The 15,405-nt window shown below is 46.8% G+C and carries 14 protein-coding genes; 1 reads left to right on the top strand and 13 read right to left on the bottom strand.

The features are described 5' to 3' along the window. Window positions 1-266: 266 nt before the first annotated feature. From yajC to nadB, 13 genes are all read right to left on the bottom strand, one after another. Entirely contained in the window at window positions 267-554 is a 288-nt protein-coding gene (gene yajC, locus BM126_RS11090) for a preprotein translocase subunit YajC (RefSeq protein WP_071350028.1), read from the bottom strand. Between the two features lie 32 nt (window positions 555-586). Then, window positions 587-1,732 carry a tRNA guanosine(34) transglycosylase Tgt gene (gene tgt, locus BM126_RS11095; RefSeq protein ID WP_177201419.1) on the bottom strand — a complete coding sequence of 382 codons (1,146 nt, stop codon included), beginning with the start codon at window positions 1,730-1,732 and terminating at the stop codon, window positions 587-589. A 64-nt stretch (window positions 1,733-1,796) separates the two neighbouring features. Then, a complete protein-coding gene (queA, locus tag BM126_RS11100) occupies window positions 1,797-2,825 on the bottom strand; it encodes a tRNA preQ1(34) S-adenosylmethionine ribosyltransferase-isomerase QueA (RefSeq protein ID WP_090989576.1) in 1,029 nt (342 codons plus the stop codon). Between the two features lie 66 nt (window positions 2,826-2,891). Then, the gene (gene ruvB / locus BM126_RS11105; protein ID WP_071350031.1) at window positions 2,892-3,893 is read right to left on the bottom strand and encodes a Holliday junction branch migration DNA helicase RuvB; all 1,002 of its coding nucleotides are present in this window, start codon (window positions 3,891-3,893) and stop codon (window positions 2,892-2,894) included. 11 nt (window positions 3,894-3,904) lie between these two features. Then, window positions 3,905-4,519, bottom strand: a complete 615-nt coding sequence (gene ruvA / locus BM126_RS11110; protein WP_090989577.1) for a Holliday junction branch migration protein RuvA — start codon at window positions 4,517-4,519, stop codon at window positions 3,905-3,907. Window positions 4,520-4,768: 249 nt separating this feature from the next. Further along, a complete protein-coding gene (locus BM126_RS11115; protein WP_090989578.1) occupies window positions 4,769-5,308 on the bottom strand; it encodes an intercompartmental signaling factor BofC in 540 nt (179 codons plus the stop codon). A gap of 133 nt (window positions 5,309-5,441) precedes the next feature. Continuing rightward, the gene (locus BM126_RS11120; RefSeq protein WP_141770066.1) at window positions 5,442-6,116 is read right to left on the bottom strand and encodes a YhcN/YlaJ family sporulation lipoprotein; all 675 of its coding nucleotides are present in this window, start codon (window positions 6,114-6,116) and stop codon (window positions 5,442-5,444) included. Between the two features lie 93 nt (window positions 6,117-6,209). Then, window positions 6,210-7,190: a phosphotransferase gene (locus BM126_RS11125; RefSeq protein ID WP_090989580.1), complete on the bottom strand. Its 981-nt coding sequence runs from the start codon at window positions 7,188-7,190 to the stop codon at window positions 6,210-6,212. Continuing rightward, a complete protein-coding gene (gene safA / locus BM126_RS22380; protein WP_177201403.1) occupies window positions 7,180-9,192 on the bottom strand; it encodes a SafA/ExsA family spore coat assembly protein in 2,013 nt (670 codons plus the stop codon). The genes BM126_RS11125 and safA overlap by 11 nt, the downstream gene beginning before the upstream one ends. A gap of 213 nt (window positions 9,193-9,405) precedes the next feature. After that, window positions 9,406-10,491: a nitric oxide synthase oxygenase gene (locus BM126_RS11135; protein ID WP_256213064.1), complete on the bottom strand. Its 1,086-nt coding sequence runs from the start codon at window positions 10,489-10,491 to the stop codon at window positions 9,406-9,408. Window positions 10,492-10,615: 124 nt separating this feature from the next. Beyond that, window positions 10,616-11,719: a quinolinate synthase NadA gene (gene nadA / locus BM126_RS11140; protein ID WP_090989582.1), complete on the bottom strand. Its 1,104-nt coding sequence runs from the start codon at window positions 11,717-11,719 to the stop codon at window positions 10,616-10,618. Window positions 11,720-11,728: 9 nt separating this feature from the next. Then, window positions 11,729-12,577: a carboxylating nicotinate-nucleotide diphosphorylase gene (gene nadC / locus BM126_RS11145; protein WP_090989583.1), complete on the bottom strand. Its 849-nt coding sequence runs from the start codon at window positions 12,575-12,577 to the stop codon at window positions 11,729-11,731. Beyond that, on the bottom strand, window positions 12,558-14,138 hold the full coding sequence (nadB, locus tag BM126_RS11150; RefSeq protein ID WP_090989584.1) for an L-aspartate oxidase: 1,581 nt from the start codon (window positions 14,136-14,138) through the stop codon (window positions 12,558-12,560). Before nadB ends, nadC begins: the two co-directional genes overlap by 20 nt. Before the next feature lie 117 nt (window positions 14,139-14,255). Between nadB and BM126_RS11155 the strand changes: the two genes are divergently transcribed. Further along, window positions 14,256-15,377, top strand: coding sequence for an IscS subfamily cysteine desulfurase (locus BM126_RS11155; RefSeq protein ID WP_090989585.1), 1,122 nt, complete (start codon window positions 14,256-14,258; stop codon window positions 15,375-15,377). The last annotated feature ends 28 nt before the right edge of the window (window positions 15,378-15,405 follow it).

The following is a 15,405-nucleotide window of genomic DNA, read 5'->3' on the forward strand; positions in this document are numbered from 1 at the left end:
TGGACCAATTATCCATTTTTATGGAAATCAATAACCTTTCCCCTCTTAATAAGACTGAAAAAGCTCTTTACTTTATTGATTGGAGCGAAAGACGCTTGACTCCTGGGGGATTAGCGTTTCAGGCGAGACCCCGCAGGAGCCAAGCGACGAGGAGGCTCGGCGAACGCCCCCCGGAAAGGAAGCGTCTGTAGCGGAAATCTACAGACAACCCTTAAAAAGGCATAAAAAAAGACGGCATCTTTTCAAAAGATACCGTCTTTTTTATGTTATACCAGTTCCTTTTTTTCCGGAGCGCTCTCCGTTACTTCACGGATAGCTGAGCGATCGTATGTAAGTCTGCTTCCATCTCCGCAAAGAACGACGATTTTAGTTTCGTCAATAGAGTCGATGCTTCCGTGCAATCCGCCGATTGTTACGATTCTGTCGCCCTTTTTCAGGCTGCTTTGCATGTTAGAAACGTTTTTCTGGCGCTTTTGCTGCGGACGGATCAATAAGAAGTAAAACACAACAAACATTAAAATCAAAGGAAGAATTGTGCCTATGCCTCCACCCATCATGTATCTCTCCTTTCAATTATCATTATGAGTTAAAAGTTTTTAGCGTTCGGTTTGTTGAATCCGTAACGTTCAAAAAATTCTTCTCTGAAGTCACCAAGACGGTCCTCGCGGATGGCTTGTCTGACCTGTTCCATTAAGTTTAACAGAAAATGCAGATTATGATAAGTCGTAAGTCGAATTCCGAACGTTTCTTCACAGCGAATTAAGTGGCGGATATAAGCACGGCTGTAGTTTTGGCAAACATGGCAGCTGCAGTTTTCATCAATCGGGCCAAAATCACGTGCATATTTGGCATTCTTGATGACAAGGCGCCCATTCGAAGTCATCAGTGTCCCGTTTCGTGCAATCCTTGTAGGAAGTACACAGTCGAACATATCAATCCCTCTGATCGCACCATCAATCAGCGAATCCGGAGAGCCTACTCCCATCAGGTAGCGCGGCTTGTTCTCAGGAAGAAGCGGTGTCGTGAATTCAAGCACACGGTTCATCACATCTTTCGGTTCACCGACAGATAAACCGCCGACAGCGTATCCAGGGAAATCAAGAGAAGTCAGATCCTTCGCACTTTGCCTTCTAAGGTTTTCGAATTCTCCACCCTGTACGATTCCGAACAGCCCCTGGTCAGAAGGGCGTGCATGCGCTTCAAGGCAGCGCTCTGCCCAGCGTGATGTACGCTCTACCGATTTTTTCATATATTCCTCAGTTGCCGGGAACGGAGGGCACTCATCAAACGCCATCATAATATCCGAACCAAGCGCATTCTGGATCTCCATCGCCTTCTCAGGTGACAAAAAGAGCTTGTCCCCATTCAGATGGTTTCTGAAATGTACGCCTTCTTCTTCAATTTTGCGGAATTCACTCAGGGAAAAGACCTGGAATCCCCCTGAATCAGTAAGGATGGCACGGTCCCAGTTCATAAACTTGTGCAGCCCGCCCGCTTCCTTGATGATTTCATGGCCGGGTCTTAGCCACAGGTGATACGTATTGCTGAGGATGATGCCTGCGCCCATCTGCTTTAAATCCTCAGGCGCCATCGTTTTAACAGTGGCAAGTGTTCCTACAGGCATAAAAGCCGGTGTATCAAATGAGCCATGTGGAGTATGGACCCTCCCAAGCCTGGCACCTGTTTGTTTATCTTTTTTTATAAATTCATAACGTATTGCAGTCAACGCAATAACTCCTTTCGTGAAAAACAGCCAAACCGTAAAGGAAGGCATACTCGGATTTAAAGACAGGCAATTACTTAATCAGCATAGCATCGCCAAAGCTGAAAAAGCGGTATTCTTCGCGCACGGCCGTTTCATAAGCATTCAATACATGCTCACGCCCTGCCAGCGCGCTGACAAGCATGATCAGCGTGGATTTCGGCAAATGGAAATTCGTGATCATTCCGTCAATGCCCTTGAATTCATATCCCGGGAAAATAAAGATACTTGTCCAGCCGCTGTCTTCTTTAAAAACACCATCATTTTTGGAAGCAATGGTTTCAAGCGTTCTTGTTGAGGTCGTTCCGACGGTAATGATCCGGCCGCCCTGTGCCTTCACTTCGTTCAAAAGCCTTGATGTGCCTTCGGTCATTTGGTAAAATTCCGAATGCATTTCGTGTGCATCAATATCATCCACACTTACAGGCCTGAACGTGCCAAGGCCGACGTGAAGCGTAATAAACGCGATATGTACACCCATTTCCTTAATCTCTTCTAGCAAATGCTCTGTGAAATGCAGCCCTGCAGTCGGTGCTGCCGCTGAGCCGCGCTCTCTTGCATACACAGTCTGATAGCGGTCCTGGTCATCCAGCTGTTCCTTGATATAAGGAGGAAGCGGCATTTGGCCAAGGTCCTCAAGTATTTCATAAAAAATCCCGTCATATTGGAAATCAAGAATCCGCCCGCCATGATCAAGGACGCCTGTGCAGACAGCCGTCAGCTTTCCGTCTCCGAAAATGATCTTTGAGCCTTCTTTAATTCTTTTTGCCGGTTTAACAAGAGTTTCCCAGGAATCGCCGTTTTCCTGCTTCAGAAGAAGCACCTCGATTTTGGCCCCTGTATCATCCTTGCTGCCAAAAAGCCTGGCCGGAAGCACTTTTGTATCATTCAAAACAAGGCAGTCACCCGGTTTAAGATAGCTTGTAATATTTTTAAATATTTCATGATTGATGCTGCCTGTTTGTTTATCGAGAACCATTAGCCGGCTTTCTTCCCTATTTTCCAATGGAACCTGTGCAATTAAGTTCTCAGGCAAATGAAAATCAAACATATCTACTTTCATGCTGTTCCTCTTCTTCCTGTTTGCAGTTTTTATTCTTGGGCATTTGCTAAAATGCCTGTTTCCCTTTTACGGAGAAGGAAGCTCCATATTAAAATGGCGGCAGGCAAGGTCTGTAATCAGCCTTCCCCTTGGAGTGCGCTGAATGAATCCGATCTGCAGCAGATACGGCTCATACACATCCTCAATGGTATGCGACTCCTCGCCGATCGTTGCCGCAATGGTTTCAAGACCGACTGGGCCGCCGCGGAATTTTTCGATAATCCCTTTAAGTAATTTATGGTCAATATGATCAAGTCCTAAACGGTCAACCTGCATCAATTCCAGAGCATAATCCGCAAGCTCCTCTGTAATCGTGCCATTTCCCCTGACCTGGGCAAAATCCCTTACCCGCCGGAGGAGACGGTTTGCAATCCTCGGCGTGCCCCTTGACCGCCTGGCAATTTCACCGGCAGCGCGGACATCAATATCCGTATCCATGATTTCTGCTGTACGGACAACGATTTCCTTCAGCTGCGGCTCTGTATAATACTCAAGCCGGCTCATGACGCCGAAACGGTCCCTTAGAGGTGCGGAAAGAGAACCAGCCCTTGTTGTCGCACCAACAAGCGTAAAGGGCGGCAGGTCAATGCGGACAGAACGCGCAGCCGGTCCTTTGCCAATGACGATATCCAGGCAGAAATCCTCCATCGCCGGATACAGCACCTCTTCAACCGCCCTTGGCAGCCTGTGGATTTCATCGATAAAAAGCACATCCCCCGGTTCAAGTGCGCTTAGGATGGCGGCGAGATCTCCCGGCCTTTCAATAGCAGGTCCTGAGGTGGTGCGGACATTCACGCCCATTTCATTGGCAATGATGACGGCAAGGGTTGTTTTCCCAAGTCCCGGCGGTCCATATAAAAGCACATGGTCAAGCGTTTCTTCCCTCATTTTCGCAGCCTCGATAAAGACGCTGAGGTTAGCCTTCACTTTTTCCTGGCCAATATATTGTCTGAGTGTTTGCGGTCTAAGGCTTTGTTCAAAGGATTGTTCGCTTAGGTCGGCTTCCTGGCTGAAAACTCTCTCCTCCATATCTCCACCCCTTATTTTAACATCAATTGCAGCGCTTTTTTAATATATTGTTCAGTCGTTAATTCTTCCTTGCCTAGTACCTTTGCAACCTTCTGGACTTCTTTTTCAGAATAGCCGAGCGCCTTCAGGGCGAGCACCGCTTCTTCCAGGTCTTCAAGGTATCCGGCAGCCCGCGCCCCTTCTGCAAGCTTATCATTGAAAAGACTAGGGAAGTAATCCGGCACAATGTTTTCAAGCTTTCCTTTTAAATCAAGAATCATTTGGCGTGCTGTTTTCTTTCCTACTCCAGGAAACTTGACAAGGAAGGTTTCATCTTCATTTTCAATCGCCTGGACCACCTGATCCACCTGCCCGGACGCAAGGATCGCAAGCGCACCCTTAGGCCCGATTCCCGTTACATTCAGAAGCTTTGTGAACAAAGCCTTTTCTTCTCTTGCTTCAAAACCATACAGCGCAAAAATATCCTCGCGCACATGGTGATATATGAAAATCTGGACTTGATCATGCAGCTTCGACGAAAAAATAAAAGGATTCGGTGTCATCACCTGATATCCGATTCCCCCGTTTTCCACCACAATGTATTCAGGCCCGATATAATCTATTGTTCCTTTAATATAATCATACAAATCGCTTCGCTCCCTGATTTTGCTGTACCTCTCATTGTACCATACCACACCTTGAAAGTTGAGAAAAGATTGGGAAGCAACCACGAAAAAGCGGAACACCTTCATGTCCGCTTTGCTTTCTCTTATTCTTATGAAGGAGATTATACGACGCTGCGGCAATTCGCCCGAATCAGCGGGGATTCCGCTCGAATCACCCCTGATCCGGATTTGTTATCCAGTAAAATGGAAATTACCTGCCCCTTCACTGCCCTAGTTTTTAGTTTTCAGGACGGAATAAGGCTTATAAGCTTCTATTACTTCTTCATAATGGTCTTTATTCATAATAGGAATGCCCTTTAACAGTTCTTTTTGTTTATAAGAATCAAGACGGCCTAAATCAATTTGGAAAAAGGAATGTATGATTATCGGGTGATTATCGGGCCTGCCGTTGAATATGGAAAGTGTTCCATCCTCTGATATGCCAAAAAATCCATTAACCTTCATCAAAGGTGAAATGTCATTTTCCTGCTTTTTGAATACCATTTCGTCTGAATTTTGATCCACGAGCTGCCAGTCTTCGTACTTGGCCCAAAAATCCTCCATGGACAAAATGGTTTCAGTTACGGTTTCTTCGCTCACTTCTCCGTCTAAATAGTGCCTCTTGAGAATGACCTTCCTTTCAAGCGGCTCCTTTATAACCGGAGTTGTTTCCTTTTCAGAATGAGATGGCTTTTCCGCGCCAGCTGCCAGCGCACCGGAGGCCGAAATTCCAATAATCATCACGAACAGTAACAGTAAACGGCTCTTCATCTCCAATCACCTCTTCTTTAGAAAATGGAATACCTTTTAGCCCTAGTTTGGCCAAAACAAGAAATTTTATCCGGCTTAAAAAAGTATTTTATAACTAAAAAGCCCGGCACCTCATCAGGATGCCGGGCTCGTCTTATTGAGCGTGATTTTTATGAAGATCCAGGTTGTCAAACAAATCCTGCGCGTCTAAAAGGACCGTATCTCTCGGGCCGCCGTCGCGAAGGTCATTATCAAGTGAAATCACCCTGTAGTAAAGGCCCTGGTCACTTACAACAGTCAGCTCCCTTTTTCCTGAAAGATTATTTATCTTGTTTCTCACTTCTTGTTTAACATCAGAAGGAGACTGATTATTTTTAACGAGCAGGGTGACCAGTATCCGGTCACGTGTAATAATTGCCCGTGAATCTTTTACACCCTGAACGGAGTTGGCTTTTTTGACAATGCGGTCAACAAGCGCACCTTCATACGCAGTGTAATACGAACTTCTTGTTCTTTGGGGAATTCCTTCATGATTATGATAGTTTCTGTCTCTTGTGCTGTAATCCTGGTCTAAGTTTCCGCTGTTATAGCCAAGCGGTACAGCAGGGTTTCCCAGATTCCCCAATCCGTTCCCCTTATTGCCTGAAGACCCAAACAATGGTGCACGGTCACTGATATTCCTTGCCAGGTTATCTTTTGCTGTCATGTTCTTTTCGGATCTGACGGCATCCGTATTTTTCTGGCCGTTTTCAGCTACATTTCCCGCAGAACAGCCGGCTAATCCTGCAGCAAGCATCATACAAAGCGGCATCGTCCATCGTTTTCTCAACGGCAAAACCCCCTTCGCAAAGTGAGATAAAACGTATCTCCCTAATAGGATTCATGACGGGGGCCTGCTTTATACTGACACTTCACACCAGATTTACGCTCCGCTGCTTTCCAGGATTTTTTGCGATATACCGGCATTCATTTTCATCCTTTTTGGATATTCTTCAACGGTCAGCTTCCAGATATGATGCAGCTGTGCCCCGTTTCCGAGCTGATTTTCGCGAATCAGCCTGTTCCATTCTCTGAACACATCTGCAGGATAGGTAAGTGCATATAAAAAGGCCGTATTGTTTTTGTACCTGTTTATTTCAGGATACGTCCATAATTCTTCTGCCGGATTTTCCAGATAGCTTAAAATACGATTGCAATACTGCAGATCATCCATCATGGCTGGAGCGGATGAAATTAAGTCAAAGTCAATTAAAAACAGCTCTCCTTCCTTACTGCGCAAAAAATTATGGTGTGCACAGTCTCCGTGGATGATGACATTTTCCTCAGCACAAAGATCATATTGATGATCTCTCATCCCCTGGAGGGCCCATTCACCCCAGCTTAGCCAGCTCTTCAAGATACTGTCAGACACATACCGCGAAACGTTCTGGAAGTTTTGCCTGAAAGCCTGCAGACGTTCCTGCCATTTATCGATTTGCCGAAAACGGTGAATGCGCACTGAAAATTCCCTTGGAAGCTGCGAGGAAATAGCATGGAATTCGTCCAGCAGACTGAGTCCCTCACTTCGGTCTCTGCTGTCAGAAAAGTGAAACGGCCTGCTTGCGGGCTCTAAGTACTGAATACATCCAAATACCCCGTATTCATAGTAAAACGGGGGAATGTCGTATATATCATATGTTTTGTAAAAACCTCTTTCTTTCAGTAATGAGGTGAGCAGCTTTTGGTTTTCCCAATCCCCCGCAGAATCAAAACGTTTTAAAATCATCGGCTCTGCATTATGGCATTTCAGGATGAACACATGGCTTCTTATATGCTTCAGTGATTCAAGGAGAATGCCATTTTCTTTTAAATAAGACAGGAGACGAGTGTAAAATACACTGTCTCCCCCAAAATTAAAACTCATCGCTTTCATCTGCATAAACCGGCATGCCATATGCTGGCATTGGGCTGTTTCCATCAAAGAAAGGCCCAGCGTATGGATGTTCCTGACCTAAAGGCTGAAAAGGGATTCCTTCTCCTCCAAATTGCGGCTGGCTGAACGGAGCCTGCATCCCGTCAAATGCCGGGTTGCCAAATGGCCTTCCGTCACCCATCTGCGGCCCGCCAAACATTCCTGGCTGAGGTCCCATCTGCGGACCTCCGAACATACCCGGCTGAGGTCCCATTTGCGGACCTCCAGGCATTCCCGGCTGGCCTCCCATTTGCGGGCCTCCGTACATTCCCGGCTGGCCTCCCATTTGCGGACTTCCTTGCATTCCCGGCTGGCCTCCCATTTGCGGGCCTCCGTACATTCCCGGCTGGCCTCCCATTTGCGGACCTCCTTGCATTCCCGGCTGGCCTCCCATTTGATGGCCTCCATACATTCCTGGCTGGCCTCCCATTTGCGTGCCTCCATGCATTCCCGGCTGGCCTCCCATTTGCGGGCCTCCATACATACCTTGCTGGCCTCCCATTTCAGGGCCTCCGTACATTCCCGGCTGAGGTCCCATTTGCTGGCTACCTTGCATTCCCGGCTGGCCTCCCATTTGCGCGCCTCCATGCATTCCCGGCTGGCCTCCCATTTGCTGACCTCCGTACATTCCTTGCTGTCCATATGGTTCCATTCCGTGTCCTTGCATGCCGAAATGTTCCTGTCCGCCTCCATGCTGCATATATTCGCCCATCGGCGGATATCCTCCAGGACCCGGGTTTCCGTCATGTCCCGGATTAGCATATTGCGGATAATGCCCCATAGACGAGCCGTATCCATCAGAAGATTCTCCAGGTCCGCAGCCGCAGCCGCTCTGCGGTTTATATTTCGGCTCTTGATAATATTGCGGCATCGGCGGTCCGAAGTGCTGATTGCTGCCGTGATGGTGCATCATATCACTTGAAGATTCGGATGAAGACTCAAAATGATGATGCATGCCATGTGGCGCAAATTGAGTGTTCGCTCCCTGGACCATCGGGCTGCCGTAGCCAGGCTGTGTTCCACCGTAAAAAGGCTGCTGGTAGTTAGGCATGATGTCAGAGGAGGACTCGTATCCATGATGATGATGGTGATGTCCATGCTCCTGCTGATAGTGCTGGTATGGCTGGTACAGTCCGCCTTGAGGATATGGCGGCATATTCATTGCATGATGATGTTCATGCATATGTGAGGATGAGCTTTCTTCATAATATGGATTCATTGTCACTCCCTGCACCTGCTGCATGGGCTGTATGGGCTGTATGGGCTGCATGGGCTGCATGGGCTGCATGGGCTGTATGGGCTGTATGGGCTGTATCGGCAGGCCATAAGACCATGGCTCAAAACCCATCGGCGGGCAAAAGCCGCTTCCAGGCATGATCGGCGTCACAGGTACACATTCCGGCTGCTCCATCACCGGCATTTCCACAGGCTTTGGCGGCAATACTTCCGGACTTTCTATTTTAACCGGCTTTATCTTTTTGGGTGCAGGCGGCTTTTGCACACTCATGTTGGCCATATTGACCATATAATAATTATTTATGTCGATTTCCGGCATAACCGGCTGCGGAACAGGAACTTCTTTTATAATCGGTTTTTCCACTATGATTGGTTTTTCCTTCACGATCGGCATTTCTTTTGGAGCGGGCGCCATCGGCTTCGGGGGAACCGGCATTTCCTTAGGCTTTGCTATCGGCGCTTCCTTTACCGGTGGTTTATACTGCTGGACCGGCTGCTGATGGGGCTTTGGAGCCTCCTTCACCGTCCCGTGCCCTGATTGTGATGGTGCTTCTTTTTTCACTCCGGAAGATCCCGGTATTTTAATTTTCATGCCCGGCATCATCATATCCGGGTTACTGAGCTGGGAATTTACTTGCTTGAGCTCTTCAAAACTGACTCCGTACTTTTTCGAGAGCTTCCAAAGTGTATCGCCCTTTTGGACTATATGAATTTTCACGCTGACAATCCCTCCTGTGCATATGTCCATATATACTATGAAGCATTAGGCAAATTGCTATCATTTTCCTCAAAACTTATGCGAAAGGAACCCTTTTTATGATGCTGTCATGGGATTTGGAGGACAAAAAAGTTTCTTCCTGACTCTGCTTTTATCTTACCGTACATAAAAAAAAGCCTGCAGCATCCTTTTCAGAGCGCTGCAGGCCTTATGTTATAAATCAGTTTTGTTTTGATAAAAATAATTCGGTGTTTTGATTTCGTTTTTATATGACTGATGAAAAATGTGGGTGGCTGCTGGAGAAACGGGTGGAATGAGCCATGTCCAGTCTCCCGTCATTTCCCTTTCTTTTGCCTTTTCTCTTTCTTCAAAAAGCTTGAACTGATTTGCCGCTGTATGATGGTCGACAATTGAGACCCCTGCCTTTTTAAAGGAATGCAAAACAGCTGCATTCAATTCCATCAGGGCCCGGTCTTTCCAAAGAGTATTATTTCGCTTTGTGTCAAGCCCCATTAAATCTGCCACTCGAGGCAGCATATTATACCTGTCCGCATCAGCCAGATTCCTTGCCCCTATTTCCGTACCCATGTACCAGCCATTAAAAGGAGCGGCAGGGTACGAAATGCCGCCTATTTCCAGACGCATATCGGAAATGATCGGAACTCCATACCATTTCAGCCCCAGATCTTCAAACCAGAGATATTCCGGATGTGTTACATCCACCTCTTTTATAAGGCTTCGGGGTATTTCAAATAACTCAGGAGAACAGCCCCCAGCACTAATGACGATAGGAAGCACATCAAAGTGCGTATTCCCGCCCTTCCATCCAAGATCAAGGCACTGTTTTGTGAACGGTATGGAAGCAGGATCTCCAAGAATCCCTTGTTCTGTTTCATATCCTGCATAACGGATCAGCTGGTGATTGTGAATGCGGACACCGTTTTCTCTTTCTTTTGCAGGCTTAAAGATTGAAATTGAAGGACGGATTGCACCGCCGTTCGTTGCAAATTCTATATGCTTTTGCAGGGCATCGTTTATGTCACCGGCTGCAATAAGCTCCCTTTGATCAAATACGTTCAGGCTTTCCCAAAACAGCCTTCCAATGCAGCGGTTGCTGTTTCTCCACGCAAGCCGCGCGCCGTATTCAAGCTCCTCAAATGTATGCTCATAAAAACCGTCTTCTTCAATGGCCGCTCTGACTTCTGTAATGCGCCCTTGTATTTCTTCTTCTGATTTACCCAGCTCTTCATAACTGCTTTTAATGAAGGCCTCTGCTTCGTGTAAGAGAGCTTTATCCAAATTATGCTGCCTCCTAATTGCTGTTATGTTGAGAGTATCATAACAGAATGAAAAAGGTAAGCAAGGTCCATGGATCATCGAACATTGATATCATATATGAGAATTTCTATATACCCGGGAGATTTTATGCTCTTTCAAGCATTCTATTTAGTGCAAGTACTGCATCATCCGCAATCTGCTTATCCACGCTTATCACATTGACCGGATTTTTATCCACAATCGACTCAAGTGACCACAGCAAATGAGGCAGATCAATTCTGTTCATGGTAAGGCATGGGCACATATTAGGATTCAGCGAAATAATCTCTTTATCAGGATGATGATTCATCAGCCTTTTGACCAGATTCATTTCTGTTCCGATTGCCCACTTACTGCCCGGCGGCGCATTTTCAATCATTTTGAGGATATAGGAGGTAGATCCATTATAATCAGCTGCTTCGACCACTTCCCTCCTGCATTCAGGATGCACGATGATATTCATGTCAGGCTGTGTGGCACGTAATGCCTCAATGTTTGGGACAGTGAAATTTTCATGGACAGAGCAATGCCCTTTCCAGAGAAGCACCTTGATATCGGACTTCCCTTCATCCTCAAGCACATCTTTTACCGGATCCCAGACGGCCATGGCATCAAGCGGAATCCCCAGATCAAACGCTGTATTCCTGCCAAGATGCTGATCAGGCAAAAATAATATCCGCTCTTTCTGAGATAACGCCCATGTCACCATCTCTTTTGCATTGGATGAAGTAACGGTCGCTCCTCCATGTCTGCCGACAAACGCCTTGATGCTCGCTGTTGAATTTACATATGTCAGAGGAATGATGGTATCTCCGTATATATCCTGAAGCTTTGCCCAGGCGCGTTCTGTCTGGCTGATATCTGCCATATCCGCCATGGAGCAGCCTGCCCTCATATCAGGAAGCAGAACCACCTGATTTTCGTTTGTCAGGATATCTGCCGTCTCAGCCATAAAATGGACGCCGCAGAATACGATATAATCCGCTTCTTTGTTCAGCGCAGAAAGCTGGGCCAGCTGAAGGGAATCACCCGTATCATCCGAAAACATGATCACTTCTTCCCTCTGGTAATGGTGGCCGGGGATATAAAGTGAGGTACCGAGCAGCTCTTTAATCTCCCTGACCCGAGCTTCCATTGCTTCGGTGCTCATTGTTTTATACTTATCAGGCATCATTGTGCTTTGTTTTTGGGCAAGTTCTAATATGTTCATAGTAGCCTCCTATTGTACCTGCAATGAGGGAATCTTCACTTTGGCACTAATATCAAGCGCCCGTACACTGTGTGTCAGGCAGCCGAGGGAAATATAGCCGACGCCCGTATCTCTGTAATGAACTAATGTATCAAGGGTGATGCCGCCTGAAGCTTCTGTGATGATATGATCTGGCACAAGTGAAACCAGTTCCCGGATTTCTTCAGGTGAGCGGTTGTCGAACATGATAATGTCCGCACCCGCCTGTACTGCTTCTTTCACCTGTTCTGCGGATTCGGTTTCAACCTCAATTTTGACCGTGTGGCCGATTTCTTCTTTCGCCAGCTCCACTGCTCTTGCAATCGATCCAGCAAACGAGATGTGATTGTCCTTGATCATGACCGTATCGTATAAGCCATACCTATGATTGGAAGCGCCTCCGCAGCGCACAGCATATTTTTCAAGCATTCTGAGTCCCGGGGTGGTTTTTCTTGTATCGCAGACTTTGGTGATGGTTCCCGCCACAATATCCGCCGCTTTTCTTGATTCTGAAGCAATGCTGCACATCCTTTGGACAAGGTTCAGCACCACGCGCTCCGCCTTCAGGAGGGCCGCAGCATTTCCTTTAATATGCACAAGCTCTGTGCCCTTTTCAAAAGAATCTCCGTCTTTGATAAACAGCTCAGCTTCTGCTGTATCATCAAGCAGGGAAAATCCGGTCCTGATTACATCTTCGCCTGCAAAAACACCCGCTTCTTTGGCAATGAAGGTCAATGTGCCAATCTCGTTTTTAAATAATGAATCACTCGTCACATCCCTGTCGCCAATGTCTTCAATGAAAAAATGTTCCAGCATTTTTTTAAGCTTTAATTTGTTCATACGAACACGTCCCTTTCAAAGAATCTAGCAGTTCATTTTTCGTAAATGAAATAAAGTCCGTAAGCCAGACGCCGTCATTTTCAAGAGGATAGTCACTCCTGAAATGTCCTCCCCTGCTTTCTGTTCTCAAAAGTGCCGACTCACAAATGAGCCATGACACAATCAGCCCATTCACACTGGCAAGCTCCTCATGAGTCAGCATTTCCCTGCTAATATCAAGCACCTCAGGCATGCCATAGGATTCAATCCAGCTTTTGAGTTCTAAAAGCCCCTGTTCATTGCGGACAATCCCGGCATGCTGCATCAGATTTTTCTTCAGAAGAGAAAGTTTCGGCAGGTTTCCTGCTTTATAGAACTTCTCCGATTTTTCCATGCTGCCGCATCTTTCTGCTTTGAGATCACCAAGATGCTTTCCAAGCTCCGTGCCAAAAATGATCCCTTCAAGCAGAGAATTGCTGGCAAGCCTGTTTGCACCGTGAACGCCATTACAGGCCGCTTCTCCTGCCGCATATAAATTTTTAACAGATGTCCTGCCAAGATGGTCTGTTTCAATCCCGCCCATTAAAAAATGATTTCCCGGTGCAACTGGTATTTTGCCTTTCTCAATGGAAATGCCATGTTCCAGGCAAAGTGCTGCCACCGTTGGAAACCGGTCGCGGAACTGGCTGATCATGGAGATATCCAGATACACTTTTTTTCCGAGAGTAAGATAGGAATATATCGTCTGCGCGACAATATGGCGGGGTGCGAGATCTCTGAGAGCGTGGACATCCTCCATGATCCTTTTTCCCGACTCATCCACAAGAACGGCCCCTTCGCCTCTCACTGCTTCTGATACAAGCCCTTTTGTGACTCCATCAATAGAGAGGAGCGTCGGATGAAATTGGATGAACTCCATATCCCGGATCCGGGCTCCTGCCAAAAAAGCAAGCGTCAGCCCGTCACCCGCCACTCCAGGTGAATTGGAGGTAAACCGGAACAGCGAACCGCAGCCGCCTGATGCGATGACAATATGCGAACCGTAATGCTTCATGATGTTCCCCTCATGATCCCTCGTTTTGACGCCCATGCAGGCTCCGTCTTCGGCAAGAATCAATTGGATAGCACATGTATCCTCCAATATTTCAATGGAAGTTTCTTTTACTTTTTTCAGATAATGTTCAATCAAGTGTTTACCTGTTTCATCTCCATGGCTATGGAGAATTCTTCGTTCACTGTGGGCACCTTCCATGCCAAGAATCAATTGACCTTCAGAGTTTCTATCAAAATCCATTCCGGCAGAAATTAACGCCTTCATTGCTTCAGGCGCATGTTCCGCCAGTTTTTTTACCGCCTGAAGAGAATTTGTATTTCTCCCGGCCATGATTGTATCTTCTATATGTTTTGAAGTTGCATCGTCCTCAGACATGACAGCAGCAATCCCGCCCTGTGCCAGATAGCTGTTGCTGTCGCGAAGCTTTGACTTTGTGATGATTCTCACATTCTTTGACCTGCTTGCTTCTATTGCAACAGCGAGCGCTGCAATGCCGCTCCCGATTACAATTACATCACTGAATTCCATATTTGCGCCTCCTGTTTTAACAGGTGTCTTGACAACTATATTTACACATTATTAAACTATTATCAAGAGTTTTTTAGCTGAAGCTCTCCCAAACCAATAATTAGGATGTGAAGGGCTTTGATTTATTTCGATTATGCCGCAGCCGCGCCAATCGCCGAAGAAGCGCTGGAGGTTTTTATAGAAGCTTCACGAAGGTTTTACGCAAATTCAAGCAGTCTTCATGACGCGGGCTCTTCTGCCAAAGAGCTGCTTGAGCTGTCACGGAAACAGCTTGCAGAAACAGCAGGAATTGCAAAAGAAGGAGTCATCTTTACAAGCGGCGGCTCTGAAAGCAATATGCTCGCATTGCAAACTTATACATCCATGACAAAAAAGAATCATATTATCGCAAGCAGCACCGAGCATTCCTCCCTATCGAACTACTTAAAAAAGCTTAATGGAGAAGGCTATGAAATAACCTATTTAAAGCACAGCCCTGACGGAAGGATCTCCCTTGCACATCTTCAGGAAAGCATAAAGGATAAAACATTTCTCGTTATTTGCGGTCACGTGAATTCTGAAATAGGATGTGTACAGGACTTAGCGGCCATTAAAACAGCCATCGGCAACCGGGACATCTTCTTGCACGGTGATTGTGTCCAATCCTTCGGCAAGCTGAATTTGGAGGAAGCCGTCCTTGCCTGTGACAGCCTGTCCATTTCCGCTCATAAAATATATGGCCCAAAGGGAACCGGAGCCCTTCTCTTTCCAGCCATACACAAACTGAAGCCGGCTATCCCGGATGTAAGCCATGAAATGGGGTTCAGGACAGGCACGGTCAATGTGCCGGCTGCCGCTTCATTCGCAGCTGCTGCTGCATTAATCGAAACAACGCGGGAGGATGAATTCGTCCGGATCTCTGCGCTCAGGGAACAATTCAAGCAGGAGCTTCTGCAAATGGGAGTTCCCCATGAAATCATCGAATCGCCGGATCACCAGCTTCCGCACATCATTGGAGTGACTTTCCCTCGGCATCAGGGACAATATGTCATGCTTGAGCTCAACAGCAGAGGTTATGCCGTTTCAACCGGCAGCGCCTGCCAGATCGGCAAGCAGGAGCCTTCAAGGACCATGAAGGCAATCGGAAAAAGCAATGAAGAAGCAAAAAGTTTAATTCGTATCTCAATGGGAAAAAATACAACAGAAAACCATATTTCAGGAATCTGCCAGCACCTCTGCGCTATTATCAATAACCGATAAGCTTATAGGAAGGCTTCTTAATCCATGT

The organism is Bacillus sp. OV322, from assembly GCF_900112495.1.
In the GTDB taxonomy this organism is placed as follows: domain Bacteria; phylum Bacillota; class Bacilli; order Bacillales; family DSM-1321; genus Peribacillus.

Coding starts and splice junctions, on each gene's coding strand:
- BM126_RS11125 (WP_090989580.1), bottom strand. CDS start 7,190: ATGAGTTTTAATTTTGGGGGAGACAGTGTATTTTACACTCGTCTCCTG.
- nadB (WP_090989584.1), bottom strand. CDS start 14,138: ATGGAATTCAGTGATGTAATTGTAATCGGGAGCGGCATTGCAGCGCTC.
- queA (WP_090989576.1), bottom strand. CDS start 2,825: ATGAAAGTAGATATGTTTGATTTTCATTTGCCTGAGAACTTAATTGCA.
- yajC (WP_071350028.1), bottom strand. CDS start 554: ATGGGTGGAGGCATAGGCACAATTCTTCCTTTGATTTTAATGTTTGTT.
- BM126_RS11115 (WP_090989578.1), bottom strand. CDS start 5,308: ATGAAGAGCCGTTTACTGTTACTGTTCGTGATGATTATTGGAATTTCG.
- ruvB (WP_071350031.1), bottom strand. CDS start 3,893: ATGGAGGAGAGAGTTTTCAGCCAGGAAGCCGACCTAAGCGAACAATCC.
- nadA (WP_090989582.1), bottom strand. CDS start 11,719: ATGAACATATTAGAACTTGCCCAAAAACAAAGCACAATGATGCCTGAT.
- nadC (WP_090989583.1), bottom strand. CDS start 12,577: ATGAACAAATTAAAGCTTAAAAAAATGCTGGAACATTTTTTCATTGAA.